Annotated in this window: 11 protein-coding genes and 1 pseudogene; 3 read left to right on the forward strand and 9 right to left on the reverse strand. The window is 66.1% G+C overall.

The genetic code is table 11. The features are described from left to right. Positions 1-17: 17 nt before the first annotated feature. Positions 18-620, reverse strand: coding sequence for an RNA polymerase sigma factor (locus tag BN118_RS04275; RefSeq protein WP_003809919.1), 603 nt, complete (start codon positions 618-620; stop codon positions 18-20). 174 nt (positions 621-794) lie between these two features. Next, entirely contained in the window at positions 795-1493 is a 699-nt protein-coding gene (bspR, locus tag BN118_RS04280) for a type III secretion system regulator BspR (RefSeq protein ID WP_010930812.1), read from the reverse strand. 36 nt (positions 1494-1529) lie between these two features. On the opposite strand from bspR, the pseudogene BN118_RS04290 reads away from it, so the two are divergent. Continuing rightward, positions 1530-3016: pseudogene (locus BN118_RS04290) on the forward strand (glutamate-cysteine ligase family protein). Positions 3017-3057: 41 nt separating this feature from the next. On the opposite strand, the gene BN118_RS04295 reads toward BN118_RS04290, so the two are convergent. Then, entirely contained in the window at positions 3058-4245 is a 1188-nt protein-coding gene (locus tag BN118_RS04295) for an ABC transporter substrate-binding protein (RefSeq protein WP_014905553.1), read from the reverse strand. Continuing rightward, positions 4242-6263 carry a SpoIIE family protein phosphatase gene (locus BN118_RS04300; RefSeq protein ID WP_010930809.1) on the reverse strand — a complete coding sequence of 674 codons (2022 nt, stop codon included), beginning with the start codon at positions 6261-6263 and terminating at the stop codon, positions 4242-4244. Before BN118_RS04300 ends, BN118_RS04295 begins: the two co-directional genes overlap by 4 nt. A gap of 84 nt (positions 6264-6347) precedes the next feature. Between BN118_RS04300 and BN118_RS04305 the strand changes: the two genes are divergently transcribed. Then, a complete protein-coding gene (locus BN118_RS04305; RefSeq protein ID WP_041166136.1) occupies positions 6348-8789 on the forward strand; it encodes an MFS transporter in 2442 nt (813 codons plus the stop codon). Here the strand turns inward: BN118_RS04305 and BN118_RS04310 are convergent. From BN118_RS04310 to BN118_RS04325, 4 genes are all read right to left on the reverse strand, one after another. Further along, a complete protein-coding gene (locus tag BN118_RS04310; protein WP_005013747.1) occupies positions 8786-9736 on the reverse strand; it encodes an IS481-like element IS481 family transposase in 951 nt (316 codons plus the stop codon). The two genes, BN118_RS04305 and BN118_RS04310, sit on opposite strands and share 4 nt — an antisense overlap. A gap of 98 nt (positions 9737-9834) precedes the next feature. Continuing rightward, entirely contained in the window at positions 9835-10785 is a 951-nt protein-coding gene (locus BN118_RS04315) for an IS481-like element IS481 family transposase (RefSeq protein ID WP_005013747.1), read from the reverse strand. A 98-nt stretch (positions 10786-10883) separates the two neighbouring features. Then, positions 10884-12047: an alanine racemase gene (alr, locus tag BN118_RS04320; protein ID WP_014905555.1), complete on the reverse strand. Its 1164-nt coding sequence runs from the start codon at positions 12045-12047 to the stop codon at positions 10884-10886. A gap of 83 nt (positions 12048-12130) precedes the next feature. Then, positions 12131-12559, reverse strand: coding sequence for an ATP-binding protein (locus BN118_RS04325; RefSeq protein WP_003809933.1), 429 nt, complete (start codon positions 12557-12559; stop codon positions 12131-12133). Positions 12560-12702: 143 nt separating this feature from the next. Between BN118_RS04325 and BN118_RS04330 the strand changes: the two genes are divergently transcribed. After that, positions 12703-13053 (forward strand): STAS domain-containing protein, encoded by a 351-nt coding sequence (locus tag BN118_RS04330; protein WP_014905556.1) that lies wholly within the window; start codon positions 12703-12705, stop codon positions 13051-13053. Here the strand turns inward: BN118_RS04330 and BN118_RS04335 are convergent. Then, complete coding sequence (locus tag BN118_RS04335; protein WP_010930806.1) at positions 13050-14507, reverse strand: phospholipase D-like domain-containing protein; 1458 nt, start codon at positions 14505-14507, stop codon at positions 13050-13052. The genes BN118_RS04330 and BN118_RS04335 overlap by 4 nt on opposite strands. Positions 14508-14596 lie beyond the last annotated feature (89 nt).

The following is a 14596-nucleotide window of genomic DNA, read 5'->3' on the forward strand; positions in this document are numbered from 1 at the left end:
TGGCCCGGGCAGGGGGGCTACGGCACGCTGTCGTAGCCTCGTTCGCGCAGCGCTTCGCGCAAGGCACAGCGGGCGCGGGAAAGTCGGCTGCGAATGGTTCCTACAGGAACCGAAAGCAGTGCGGCAGCCTCTTCATAGGAGAGTTCTTCCACGCCGACCATGAGGATCACGTCGCGCATGCTTTCGGGGAGCTGCTCCAGCGCTTCGCGTAGCAAGCGCATGCGTTGACGCTGCTCGGTCACGGCTTCGGGGTTGGGCGCACTGCATGGCATGACACCCAGGCTGGCGTCGGAGGTGAATTCATAACGGCGCTCTGGCGCACGCGACAAGTGATTGCGGACCAGATTGAGCGCGATGCCGTACAGCCAGGTGGAAAGCTGGGAGTCGCCACGGAACGATTGATACGCGCGCGCCGCCTCGGCGAAAGCCTGCTGCGCAAGGTCCTCGACGTCGCTGCTGTGGCCGATGTGCTTGGCGATGAATCTCTGTAATCGGCCGGCATGTTCGGCTACCAGGCTGCTCAGCAACTGCTGGTCCGATCGCTCGGTGGCGATATCGGGATATGCGTTGTCCGGTTTTTCGAGAGAAGCGGGAAGACCGGATGACGGGGGAGAAACCATGCAAAGCGATACCAAGTGAAAGGGTGATAATTCACGTCACCAAGATACTGACTGCCGGTTTTATCCGGCAGTTGTTAACTTCCGAAACTAATGTCGGATCGCGGTCGCTACCGGAGCATTCAGATACAACGCGCTGAACGTCTTCCGTAAAACTTACGACGCGACGTATGGGGACTACACCAGGTGGTGCGCAAGGACCTCGCGCAACCATTCTTGCGCCGTATGGGCGGATACCGGCGCCTTACCTGATTGTGCGGCGGATGCGAAGCGCTGCTGCATGCTTTCGTCGATCGTGGCGCGCAACGTTCCGGATATCTGATCGGGAGAGACACCGGTGTCGTGACAGACCTGTCGGAAGCCGGCGGCGTCGGCGCGGGCCGACCAGGACAGGAAGGTAAGGAAATCCACGCCCTGCAGGGCGTGGCGTGAGGTTTCCGCCATGTCGACCGCTCGCGTGACGACGCGCGCCGACAGCGATGTCGTCGGGACCGCGTGCAGATCGAGCTCCTTGGCGACGGCGCGGGCGATTCCCGTGCCGTAGGCCAGCGCCAGCGCGCTGGAAAACATGACAAGCGTGTCCTCGTCGGTGGCGACCCAGGATACGTTGCGCCCTGACGGCGTCGTGCCGGATGCGATGACCTGGAACTGCTCGCCTGCTTTGGTGACATATAGGGTCTCTCCTTGGCTGGCGGCGCGCGCAAAGACATCAAGCTCCAAAGCAGGTAAAGCGGGTGGGATCTGGAAGTTCATGCGGTGGGCCGTTGTCTCGAATCCTTGGGTGTATCGCGTTCTACGGAGCGGGAACATGGAATATGCACTGTGTGACGCTTTCGGCTCTTCGGTTCCATGCCGGCATGACAAACCCGACGGCATGCAGGCCTCGCTCCCGTCCGGCCACCGAGGCTCGCCTTGAACGCTGCGCAAAGTGTCGGCCATACGCTGGGCCTCGAGCTGGAAATGGTGGTGGCCTGTCGTGCGACCGGGGCCAGCCATCCGGTGGCGCGCCATTTCGAAGCGCTGCGCAACTTGCGCCGTCAACGCGGAGAGTCCGTGCAGGAGTACCGTCTGGACGCGCGCCTGTGCGGGGGGTGGGCGGTCCCCATGGCCTGAGCGGGCTTGATAACGGCTATAACCTGCTCGAAACCGCATTCGCGCCTGTGAACGGCGGCGCGGGAGGGCTGCGCCGACTGGCCGAAGCGGTGCGCCGCGAGCTGCGTGACACGCAGCTCGCCCTGGCCGCGGAGGGGGCGATGCTGATCAACGCGGCCGAGCACCCCGCCGCCAGCCTGGATGCCGACTGGTACCGGCGAGTGCGGGTGCCGCGGCCCATCTACGAGGAACTCGTCGGCCAGCGAGGCTGGCTGCACCGGATCGGGATAGACGCCAAGGCACAGAACAGCCCCTGCACGTCGGTTCCCGTGGCCATCGCCGCGCGCTGCCTGAACGTCGTGCTGGCGCTGGCTCCCGCGCAGATCGCCATGTTCGCCAACAGCCCGCTGGAGGCAGGGCGGGTGACCGGTCTCAAGGAAAACCGCCTGACCCTGTGGCCGCGCATGTTCCGAGGCGCGCGCTACCTGGGCGACGACCTGCTGCATCGCCTGCCTGCAAGGCCGTTTCGCGATCTCGGCGATTATTTCCGCTGGATGTTCGGCGGATTGACCGCCAGCCGGGCGCTACCGCCGGGCGACGCTTGCGACTACAAGAACGCCGATGTGGCCTGCCTGGTGGGAGCCCCTTCGCTGGCAGAGTTCCTGTATGCGGGCGCGTGGTCCGCGCGAAACCTGAATGATGGCGGTTCCGTGCGTCTGGCCGCGCGCAGCGAACATTTCGTCTATTCGCAGTTCGCGCAGTTCCTGGACGCGCGTTGGCGCTACAGGATGCCGATTGTCCCCGCCTTGCCGGCGCTGTTGCGAGCCTGGGACAGGCAGGGCGGCCTGGAAGCGCTGTTCGAGCAGGCCGGCGCGCAAGGCTACATCGAGGGGCGCGCGCCGGGCGCGGTATTTGCCGATGCCGACTTGCTGAGCTCAGCCGGCGATGCAGTCGCGGCCAGTGCGCCGATGGCGGCGTCGGCGCTGCAATTGGGGCTGTTGCGCAATCTGCACGACGCCGAGGCCCTGGTGAGGCGATGGGGCTGGCTGCGCTTGCGTGCGTTGCGCGATCGGGCCATCGCTTTGGCGTTGGACGATGCGCAGGTGCGCTGCCTTTGCCAACAGGTCGTGGCGGTAGCCGAAGGCGGGCTGGCCGGCGACGAGCAGCAATGGCTCGATTATGTGCGTTACGTGGTGGAAACCGGCGAGACCGCCGCGGACCGCATGCTGCGCTTGTGGCGCCAGGCGCGCGGCACGCCTGAGATGCGCCGCGCACAGGCGTGCCGGCAGCGCGCGGTGCTGTCCTAGGATCCGGCACATTCCTTGCCAGGTCTCGTTGGCCAGGCCTGTCAGTGCTCCGCTTCGTACACCTCGTCGGCCGCCAGCAGAATATCCACCGGTGGGTCGAAGCCGATGCGCCGCGCCGTTTCCAGATTGATGGCTATCTTGGCGGGGGCATTCCAGACCTGGCTGATGCTGCGCGGCTTTTCCCCATTGAAAATGCGGGCAATGGTCTGGGCGTGGAACATGCCTACGCTGGAGTAGTCCGCCTTGGCCAGGCTCATCAACAGGCCGGCCTTGACCTCGTCGGAGCCTTGCATCGAGAAACTCGGCACGCGGGCGGCGCGCAGCAGCGCGGCGAGCTGCTTGACGGACGTCGAGGTGATGCCCCGGTGCTCGGTGACGTAAAAGGCGTCGACTTCGCTCGACAGCTTCTGGTAGCAAGCCAGAACGTTCTGGGTTGCCGTGGCGATGGGGATGCCGGTCGCGCGTGCGTCGCAACGCTTGACGGAGAAATCCAATGCCGGCATTAGTGCGGCGACCTTATCGATGGCTGCGTAGGTGCGACCTGCTTCGGTGTCTTCGTAGACCAGTCCAAGCGTCTTGAACGGCACGATGTCATGGAGCAGCTGGATCTGCCGCTGGTAGTGGTCGGGCTGTACCCGGGCATGCAGGTTGTCCTGGCCGCTGTCGGCCGCACTGGGTATGATCCGGGCGCTTATCGGGTCGGTCGACGAGACGACCACGGTGGGTACCGGCGTGCCCAGTTCGACCATGTCCTGTCCAGCCCAGGTACCCATGGCGATGATCAGGTCGATGTCCTTGGCGCCACGCAGGCGTGCCGCAACGGCTTCGCGCACGGCAGGCCGCAAGGCGGTGTCGAAGTTGCCGGGCTGCCACCACGCATCGGGCACGAACTCGATGTAGTTGCTGCGGGCATGCGTGGCCAGGTAAAGCCAGGCCTTTCGCATATCGGTTATCTCGGGCATGTCGTCGATACGCAGCCATCCGAGTTGTTGCAATGCGCGCGCGATCGCGTAGAGCGTGCGCGGATACTCCTCGTACTCGCCGCTACCCACATAACCGATGCGCCATTTCCGGCCGGATGTATGGGAGGGAGGCGGAAGGCGGGGCGAGGTAAGGGCGACGCCGGAGCTCAGGGCCGCGACAGGAGGAGGGCTGGATGCCGCCGCGATGGGCCACGCGAGGCCAAGAAGCAGGGCGAGCGGGGCGAGTATTCCGGGGCGAAGGGTCATGGGCGATGAATGGCGATGATGGTGAGATCGTCGGATTGTTCGGAATCGGCGGCGAATTCGCGTAGGTCGTGCAGAATGTGCTCGATGAGTTCGGCCGCTGCGTGCGGCGCGCCCTGCATCAGGGCGACCAGCCGCGGCAGACCATACTGGGCGCAGCCGCCGTGGATGGCTTCGGTGACGCCGTCGGTAAACGCGACCAGCGAGGTGCCGTTCGGCAAGGTGGTGCTCAGGGTGGAATACGCCTCGTTGTCCAGCACGCCGCAGGCCGCGCCGCTGCTTCCTTGAAGCAGGCGGACCTCGCCACGTTCGTCGATGAGCAGCGGCGGCGGGTGGCCGGCGTTGACCCAGGCCAGGGCGCCTGTTTCCGGGGTGAAGACGCCTATCAGCAAGGTGACAAACATCAGCTTGGGGTTGTTCTCGGCCAGACGGTGGTTCACCTTGGTGGCGATGGCGCCCGGGTCGTGCTCTTCTTCCGCCACGCTGCGTATCAAGGTCCTGACGATGGCCATGAACAGGGCCGCGGGCACGCCTTTTCCGGATACGTCGCCGATGGCAAAGCACAGACGCCCGTCTGCCAGCACGAAGTAGTCGTAGAAATCCCCACCGACCTCCCGGGCCGGGTACATGACGGCACGCAACTGGCTGCCGCGCGTGGCCGCATCGGGCAACGGCTGGGGAAGCAGGCCAAGTTGGATGGAGCGGGCGATGCTCAATTCGCTTTCGAGGCGTTCGCGGTTCGATATCTGCGCCATCAGGGCCCGCACATTGTGGTGCAGCTGTTCGTTCATGAACAGGAACGATTCGGCGAGCTGTCCGACTTCGTCGCGCCGCCGGCGCGGCAGGCATGCCACCGACGGCGGAACCCGGATCGGCTCGGTGAGGTCCTGGGTGGGAAGCTGGCGAGCGTAGTTGCTCAGTTGCGCCAACGGCCGGGCGATGCGCACCGCCACCACCCATGCCAGCATCAGCCCGGCCAGCAAGGTGGCGGCGAAGATCAGTGCCTGCCGGCGCACCAGATTCTGTGCCGGGTCGGTCAGGTCCGGCTCGGGAACGACACCGATGATGGTCCAATGCAGCGGCTTGTATCGCAGGGCGTCGATCTGCCAGGCGCTTTCGCCGTTGGTAAAGCGCAACGTCAGGCCGCGGGTAGACGAGATTTCGGCAAGCATCGAATGCAATACCCGTCCCGATTCGACGTCTGTCGAGTCCAGCAGCCGGGCGGCCGATGGGGGTGGCGGCACGATCACCGTGCCATCGTCCGCAACCACGAACACGAAACCATGGCGGCTGAGCCGCAGCTCCGACAGGTTCCGGTCTATCGCGGCAATCATGTTGGCTTTCTGGGCGGCAACCTTGTCGATGATGGCTTGTGAGCTATCGGAGATGGCGAGAACCCACTTCCACGCGGGGAAGTACACGAAATAGGCGTGTCGCATCTGGGCGGACTCGTCCAGGGGAGACGGGTAGATGGCGAAGCCGCGACCGTCGTTGCGGCTTTCCTCGTACATGGCGGCGGCGAGCGGCCGGCCCTTGAAGTCGCGGATCCCGGAGAGGTCCCGGTCGATCATCCGGGGGTTGGTGCTGGCCAGCACGGTGCCTTCCGCGTCATAGGCGAAGGCGACGCGGCGCGGTCCCAGGTCGAGATGGTTCAGCCAGACACGCGCCATGCCCTTGGCGGCGCCGGTAGTGACGTGTCCGCGCTCGGCCTGCGCGGCATAGGCGTTCAGCACCGATGTCACGACCGCGCTGAGTTGGATCAGTTGCCTGCGGCTTTCCCGGATGGTGCGGATCTTGTCGTCGAGCAGCGTGGACCAGCGCGTGTCGGTGTCACGAACTACCAAGTCCATGATGTTACTGACGGCATGCAGTTCGTTCTTGATGATGTTGTTCGTGACATCGCGCTGGGTCACGAGCATCACGACGATGCCTACGAGTAGCAGCGTGGATGCAATGAGCAGGAGGAACTTCCCACGCAATGAAAGCGGCAACTCTAGCCGGGGAGTACGGCGCATGAACATGAAAGGGTTTCGTACTACGTGCGGGCAGCGCGCGTTGGATTGCGTGACATGCCGTCACGGGCTGCCGCATGGTTGGGTTCAGCCATGAGTACGTGGTTCGATCGCGGAAAAGGGGCGCTGCGCAAGCTGAACTCGCGCCCATTGCTGGGCGTGACGCTGGCGTGCGTGGCGTTGCTGTGCTTGGCGCAGGGCCTGACCGGATTGTTGACGCTGAGCGCCCTGCAGCGGCAGATCGTGGACGCGACCGCCGCGCGGGTCGAGGCGAGCGCGCGGCAATCGGCGATAGTCATCGAGAACGGCGTGCGCCTGGGCAAGCCGCTGGAGCAGTACTTCGGCCTGCGCGACCTGCTGGACGGGTTGCTGGAGGAGTCCCATGGTGTCACCGGAGTAGCGGTTGTGCTGAAAGACGGCCGATTAGTGGCGTCGGCCGGAGTGTTGGTTCCGCATGCGGCGCGGCTGGCGCGCGCTTTGGCCTTTCCCGATGATGAGCCGGACGTGCAGCGCCAGCCGTCGGGCAGCGTACGCCTGGTCGGCGACGAAGCGGTTTCGCTGGGTATTCCGTTGGCCGGAAGCGACGGCATCGTGCGAGCCGCACTGGTGCTGGGCTGGTCGCGCGATCCCGCCTTCATGCATGCGCTGATGTGGCGCAACCTGCAGGTCCTGGCCTTGGTCACGGCGGCCGTTGCGCTGGCCCTGGCCCTGGCGCTGGTCCTGCGCCGCGGCGAACGGCGCAGGCGGGAGCGCGGCGGCGCCCGAGCCCGTTTCGTGCTGCCCCTGGTCGCGCTGTTGCTGGCGCAAGGCGTGTACGCGGGCTACACGATAGGCATGTTCCGGGACGTATGGCTGGACGTTGTCCGCCACAATGCCGTCGTGCTGGCCACGGGTTTGCAGCGCGGCCTGGACTGCGTATTGGGCTACGGCTTGGAACTGCACCAGTTGCGCGGCGTGGACCGGCTGTTTTCCCGCACCATACATGCCTATCCATTGATCGGCTCGATCGCGCTGGTGGCAAGCGATGGCAGGGTGCTGCAGGAAGTGGACGCGCGCGGTAGCGTCACCGGCGACGCGCAGCGGCGATTTGCGGACGACCCGGGCTACACGGTGTCGCTGCCGCTGGGCGGCCCCGACGCCAGCCGTGGCGCGCTGGCCCTGCGGCTGGACGGCGGCGCGGTCGCGGCGGCCCTGCGTGATCGCGCCCTGGACGCGGCGACGGTGGCGGTCGTGGCGCTGGTGGTGGCGGTCGAGTTGTTGCTGCTGTTGGCGGTGGTCATGAACCGGGCGTTGCCGAGCGGACAAGGTCGGCAACCGTCTGCTGACGGTACGGACGTGGGCGGATTGACGCGCCCCGTGATGTTCGGCTACCTGTTTGCCTGCGCCATGCCGGCCAGTTTCTTGCCGCTGTTCGCCCGCAGCCTGCCCGCCGCGAACCTCCCCTTGCCGCCTGGCCTTCTGATAGCCTTGCCGATCTCCCTGGAGATGGGGTGTGGGTTGCTCGCGGCCTTGATGGCGGGCAGATTGAGCGAGCGCAAGGGTTGGCGCCATGCCGTGCTGCAGGGCTTGCTGCTTTCATGTGTCGGATTCGTGGCCAGTGCGTTGGCGCCCAATCTGGCATGGTTCGTGTCGGCGCGTGGCGTCGTCGGCCTGGGATACGGCTTGACGTGGATGGGCCTGCAGGCATTGGTTGTCAGCCGCAGTCCGCCGACGCATCGCGGCCGCAGCATGGCCGGTGTGGTCGCGGGCCTGTTCGCCGGGCAGCTCTCGGGCGTCGCCGTGGGCGCAATGCTGATGGAGCAGCTCGGTTTCCGCGCCGTCTTCGCGATCGGGGCGGTCTTGCTCCTGCTGCCCTTGGCCGGCGTTGCCTCGCTGTTGCGGGCCTGCGCGCTCCCTTCCGCAATGGCCGCCTCGACCTCCGTCCCGCAGGGCAGGCGCGCGCCCTTGGGGCCCCTGTTGCGCGGGCGCGGCTTCGGCATGTTGCTGTGGACGAGCGTGATTCCTTTTTCGATAGCCCAGGTGGGCGTGATGTCGTTCGCCTTGCCCCTGTACCTGGAAGCTGAAGGGGCGGCGCCGGCGAGCATCGGGCGCATATTCATGATCTATGGGGTTTGCGTGGTCTACCTGGGGCCGCTTGTGGCCAGGTGGGTCGACTGGTCCGGCGTGCGCCGGCCGTGGATCGTGTTGGCGGGAGCGCTCGGGACCGCCGGCTTGCTGGTGTTCCGGTTGCTGCCTGACGGATTGCTCGCCGCTGGCGTGGCGCTCTCGCTGCTTGCCTTGGCCGGCTGCTTCGCGGGCGCCTCGCAAATGCCCTATATGCTGGAGTTGCGCGCTGTGCGCGAGCATGGCGCGGCGGGCGCGGCCAGCGTGATGCGCGCGGCCGACAAGCTGGGGCAGATGCTGGGGCCCTTGCTGATCGGGGCGCTGTCGGGCCCGCTCGGAATGGGCGCCGCCATGGCGGCGCTGGGGATGATGTACCTGGGCGCCACCCTGTGGTTCGTGCTGGCGCGCCCTTGGCGGCAGGGCGGCGACTAGGTGTGAACTGTCAATAGGTTGTATTCGTCCAGGTTGAGTCTGGAGATGGGTACAGCGCGCCCGATGCCTTGGTGGGGTCGATGCCAGTTGTAGTGGTGTAGCCAGGATTTCATGGCATCGGCTCGGTGTTGGGAGTTCTGGTAGGTGTGAGCGTAAGCCCACTCACGCAAGGCCGACTGGATGAAGCGTTCGGCCTTGCCATTGGTCTGTGGGCGGTAAGGTCGGGTAAAGCGGTGCTTGATGCCCAGCTCATGGCACAGCGCGGCGAAGGCGCGGCTGCGAAAGGCCGAGCCATTGTCGGTGAGCAAGCGCTGGATGGTCACGCCCAGGCGCTGGTAGTAGGCCACTGCGTCCTTGAGGAACTGGACGGCGCTGGGGAAGCGCTCGTCGGGGTGGATGTCGGTGAAGGCCACGCGGGCGTGGTCATCGATGGCCACGAAGACGAAGTCCCAGCCGGCCCCCTCAACGGTATCGCGTCGGTTGCCCGTGACCCGGTGGCCAGGGCGCTGGATACGTCCCAGCTTCTTGATGTCGATGTGCAGCAGATCGCCGGGGGCCTGATGCTCGTAGCGCACCACCGGCTCGGCCGGCTCCAGGTCGGCCAGGTGCGACAGACCGGCGCGGGCCAGGACGCGGCTGACGGTGCTGGCTGACACGCCCAGCGCCTGGGCGATGCGCGCTTGGGTCAGCCGCTTGCGGCGCAGCTCCACGATAGCCAGCGCCTTGGCCGGCGCAATCGCTCGGGGCGAGACCGTCGGGCGCGAGGACGCATCGGCCAAGCCCGCCTGGCCCTGAGCCAGGAAGCGGCCCAGCCATTTGCGCACAGTCGGCGCGGTGACCCCATAGGCGCGGGCCGCTTCAGGCACACAAACTTGATGGGCGATCAATTGCTGGACCATTTCGAGTCGACGTAGGAAGGTCAATCGGGCATGCTTATGGGTGTTCATCCGGCCGGGCTCCTTGAGTGAACTGGGGGGTCGGCGATTTCCAGTTTCTCAAATCCGGTTCGGATGAACCATGCATACAACCTATTGAATCTTCACAACTAGGTGTGAACTGTCAATAGGTTGTATTCGTCCAGGTTGAGTCTGGAGATGGGTACAGCGCGCCCGATGCCTTGGTGGGGTCGATGCCAGTTGTAGTGGTGTAGCCAGGATTTCATGGCATCGGCTCGGTGTTGGGAGTTCTGGTAGGTGTGAGCGTAAGCCCACTCACGCAAGGCCGACTGGATGAAGCGTTCGGCCTTGCCATTGGTCTGTGGGCGGTAAGGTCGGGTAAAGCGGTGCTTGATGCCCAGCTCATGGCACAGCGCGGCGAAGGCGCGGCTGCGAAAGGCCGAGCCATTGTCGGTGAGCAAGCGCTGGATGGTCACGCCCAGGCGCTGGTAGTAGGCCACTGCGTCCTTGAGGAACTGGACGGCGCTGGGGAAGCGCTCGTCGGGGTGGATGTCGGTGAAGGCCACGCGGGCGTGGTCATCGATGGCCACGAAGACGAAGTCCCAGCCGGCCCCCTCAACGGTATCGCGTCGGTTGCCCGTGACCCGGTGGCCAGGGCGCTGGATACGTCCCAGCTTCTTGATGTCGATGTGCAGCAGATCGCCGGGGGCCTGATGCTCGTAGCGCACCACCGGCTCGGCCGGCTCCAGGTCGGCCAGGTGCGACAGACCGGCGCGGGCCAGGACGCGGCTGACGGTGCTGGCTGACACGCCCAGCGCCTGGGCGATGCGCGCTTGGGTCAGCCGCTTGCGGCGCAGCTCCACGATAGCCAGCGCCTTGGCCGGCGCAATCGCTCGGGGCGAGACCGTCGGGCGCGAGGACGCATCGGCCAAGCCCGCCTGGCCCTGAGCCAGGAAGCGGCCCAGCCATTTGCGCACAGTCGGCGCGGTGACCCCATAGGCGCGGGCCGCTTCAGGCACACAAACTTGATGGGCGATCAATTGCTGGACCATTTCGAGTCGACGTAGGAAGGTCAATCGGGCATGCTTATGGGTGTTCATCCGGCCGGGCTCCTTGAGTGAACTGGGGGGTCGGCGATTTCCAGTTTCTCAAATCCGGTTCGGATGAACCATGCATACAACCTATTGAATCTTCACAGCTAGGCAGGGGGCCCGCGCAGCAGCGCCGCGTGGTCGGCTCGCATCAGGGGCACGCGCGCCGTCAGCCCGGTGAGCAACTCGGCGGCGATGGTGCCCGCCGCGTGCGCGATGTGTTCGACCGGCAGCTGCGGCGAGCCCCACAGCACGACAGGCGCGCCCCGGGCCGCGGCGGGGATCGGCCGCAGATCGACAGCCATCAGGTCCATCGAAATCCTGCCCACCGTCCGTGTCAGCACGCCGTCCACCTGGACAGGGAAGCTGGCTCGTGGATTGTGCGGGTAGCCGTCGCCGTACCCGCAACGCACCAACCCCAGCGCCATCGGCTGGTCGGCCACGAACGTGCAACCATAGCCGACCGAGGCGCCGGCAGGCAGGTTCTGCGTCGCGCACAATGTGCTGCGCAAGGTCATGGCGGGGCGCAGGCCCAGGTCGCGCCCGGCGCGGCCCGGAATGGGGCTTACGCCATACAGTGCCAGACCGGGGCGGACCCAGTCGGTTCGCGCCGCCATCGTCGGCAGGACACAGGCGGCCGCCGAATTGCAGGTGGAAACCGGCCCCGGCAGACCCCGGATGCAGGCCTCGAAATCGGCGTGCTCGCGTTCGAGATCGCCGACGCTGGCGGCGTTCGCGTAGTGGTTCAGATGGCCCACGCCACGCAGCGCGCCATGCTGCTGCAGCTCACGGCAGCGCGCATAGGCGCACCGATACTCGCTGGCGTCCAGCCCGCCCAGCCGCGTGGCGCCGATGTAGCGCAGCCATACCCAGGGCGCGCACGAATACAAGGGCTTGCCTGGCAGCCATTCGAGTTGCGTCATGTCGGTAATGACCAGGTGCAGCTGTTGCAGCGTCAGGAGCGCGGCCTCGCGTTCGTGGGTCAGCCCGGCATAGACCATGATGGGACCGCTCCAGCCGACACGGCGGCACTGGTGGGCTTCGTGCAGATGCCGGACGGCGATGCCGTCGGCGGCGCGCAGGCCCGGCAGGACATTGTGCAGTCCGTGCCCATAGGCATCGGCCTTGACGGTGGCCCATATGCGCGGACCATCGACGCCCACGCCCAGCCGTTGGCGCAGGACTTCCAGGTTGTGGGCCACCGCAATCGGGTCGATGCAGGCATGGAGGCCGGGAATCGGAGCGTCGAAGGGATCGGACGCGAGGGGCATGGCTGTGGCCTCGTCGATGTCGATGGGTGCAGGACTGTCACGCCGGACATGGCATGCGCAGCGGGCGGCGCATGGCGCGGCGATCAGGATTCAGGCGCTGAGTGTGATGTCAGGGTGAGATGGTTCCATCCGTCGCGGCGCTGGTAGCTGAGCGCGTGCATGAAGTGGCGCATCAGCCGCAGGCCGTGCCCGCCCGGTTGCGCGTCGTCCAGGCTGCGGGCCAGAGGGGGGGAAAGAGCCTGCGTGGGGTCGTAGGCGGCGCCGTTGTCGGCAATGTGCAGGCTGACTTCCCGTCGTGTCTGACGTAGCGTCAGGTGTATCGCGGCCGGGTGGCCGGGCGTGAACGCATGGGACACGATGTTGTTCAGCGCCTCGTCGGCGCACAGTGTCAGTGTGAAGCGCAGGCGGGCGGACCAGCGGTCGCGCAGGGCGATGTGTTCCAGCCAGTACAGCGCGTCGGTTGCCGTAGTGGCGGTGACGGACAGCTCCAGCGTATCGGTTTTGCTTGACATGACGTATCGCGCAACGCAATGCCGGCAAGTATGCCCGAGTCATGAGAACGCAGAGGATTCGTACAGCGTCGGATATTTCGCGCACTAACGCTGTCCCGTATTATTCGCGCAGACGAAGGTGCGTTAGCGAGCGAGGTCAGCGCATGAAGTTGACGATGGACAAGATGGACGGCATGTTGATTGCATGCCTGCAAGGCGTGGTGAACAGCGCGAACGCGGAACAGCTCGAAGCCGAGCTGGCGGCGCAGGTCGACAAGGGCGAGCGCCGTGTCGTGCTGGATTTGGGGCGGCTTGACTACATTTCCAGCGCGGGGCTGCGCGTGGTGTTGCTGGTGGCCAAGCAACTGCGGCAGGTCCAGGGCGAACTGGTGCTGTGCGAACTGAAGCCGCACGTGCGAGAAGTATTCGAGATCAGCGGTTTTCTCACCATATTCCCGGTGGCGAATTCGCGAGAGGCCGCTGCCGCCGCCTTCATGACGGCCTTGCCCCGCTAGAGATATGGCGTAGCCAGCCAGATCACCTTGTTGCGCAGGCGCTTGATGAACGGCTGCGCGTTCAGGGCCTGCAGTGTTTCCTGCCGCGCGTGGCGGATCTGCGCGTCGATGCGCTGCCCGATCCAGCCGGCCAGCTCACGATCGTAGATTTCGGTGTCCAGCTCGAAGTTCAGGCGCAGGCTGCGCGGGTCCATGTTGGACGAGCCCACATAGGACCAGGCATCGTCCACCGTCAGCAGCTTCGAGTGGTCGAAGGCGCCGGCCGAGCGCCATACGCGGCAGCCCGTGCGGATGACCTGGTCCAGTTGTGCGCTCATGGCGTAGTTGACCAGGCGCAGGTTGTTCGAGCCCGGAATCACGATATCGACCTTGATGCCGCGGCGCGCGGCGGTCCCCAGTGCGCCGATCAGCGTCTGGTCAGGCAGGAAATAGGGGGATTGGATCCGCACATGGCGCTGCGCCACCGCCAGCGCGCCCAGCAGCATCTTGTGCGTGCTGCCCAGGGCGCTGTCCGGCCCCGAGGCCACGCAGCGCATCGGCACCGAGCCCGGCGCGCGTTCGGGAGCCGGCGGGAACCAGGTCGGGCCTTCCAGGGATTCGCGGGTCGTGAAATTCCAGTCGTGCGCGAAAACCGCCATCAGTTGCGCCACCACCGGACCTTCCAGGCGGAAGTGGGTATCGCCGTTGGCGGCCTTGCCGGCCAGGGCCGTCACGAAGGCGGCGCGGATGTTCATGCCCCCGGTGAAGCCGACATGTCCGTCGACCACCAGGATCTTGCGGTGGCTGCGCAGGTTGGCGTAGGGCATGCGCATGACGCCCAGCGGGTTGGTCATGAAGCGCGCGGTGCGCACGCCGCCGCGCACCAGCGTACGAACGATCGGCGGACGGGAGTACTTGCTGCCGATGGCATCGATGAGCACGCGCACCTGCACGCCGCGCTGCTGCGCCTCGACCAGGGCCTGCGCCATTTCGCGGCCGATCGGATCGCAGTCGAAGATATAGCTTTGCATGGCGATCGAGACGCGCGCCTCGCGTATCGCCTGCATCATGGCGGGATAGGCCTCGTCGCCGCCGGCCAGCGGCCGCACCTGGTTGCCGCCCAGCAGGCGGAAGCGGCTGACCTGGTCGCCCAGCACGCGCAGCGAGGCGAATTGCGGACCGCTGCAGGGGACCACGTCCTCGACCTGGGCGTCGGGATGGCCCGTGTAGGCCAGCATGGCGTCGTCGTGCTGCTGCGACACCAGCGAACGGCGGATGCGGTTGATGCCGGCGACGAAATAGAGCAGGGCGCCAAAGAGCGGCGAGAACAGGGCGACCCCGACCCAGGCGATGGCGGCGCGCACATCCTGTTTGGTCATGGCGGCATGCACGGCGGCGCCGGTGCCGGCGACCACGCTGATCGCAAAGACGATATGCGGCCAATAGTCGCGCAGCAATTGTTCCAATGGGTCCATGGCGTCCTGGAGAAAGGCTTGCGTGGCAGCCGGGGCCGCCAGCGGCGGGTCCGGTATGTGGGTACGGATGCGCAAGGATAGCAACAAGA

It is taken from the genome of Bordetella pertussis 18323 (assembly GCF_000306945.1).
Lineage (GTDB): Bacteria > Pseudomonadota > Gammaproteobacteria > Burkholderiales > Burkholderiaceae_B > Bordetella > Bordetella pertussis.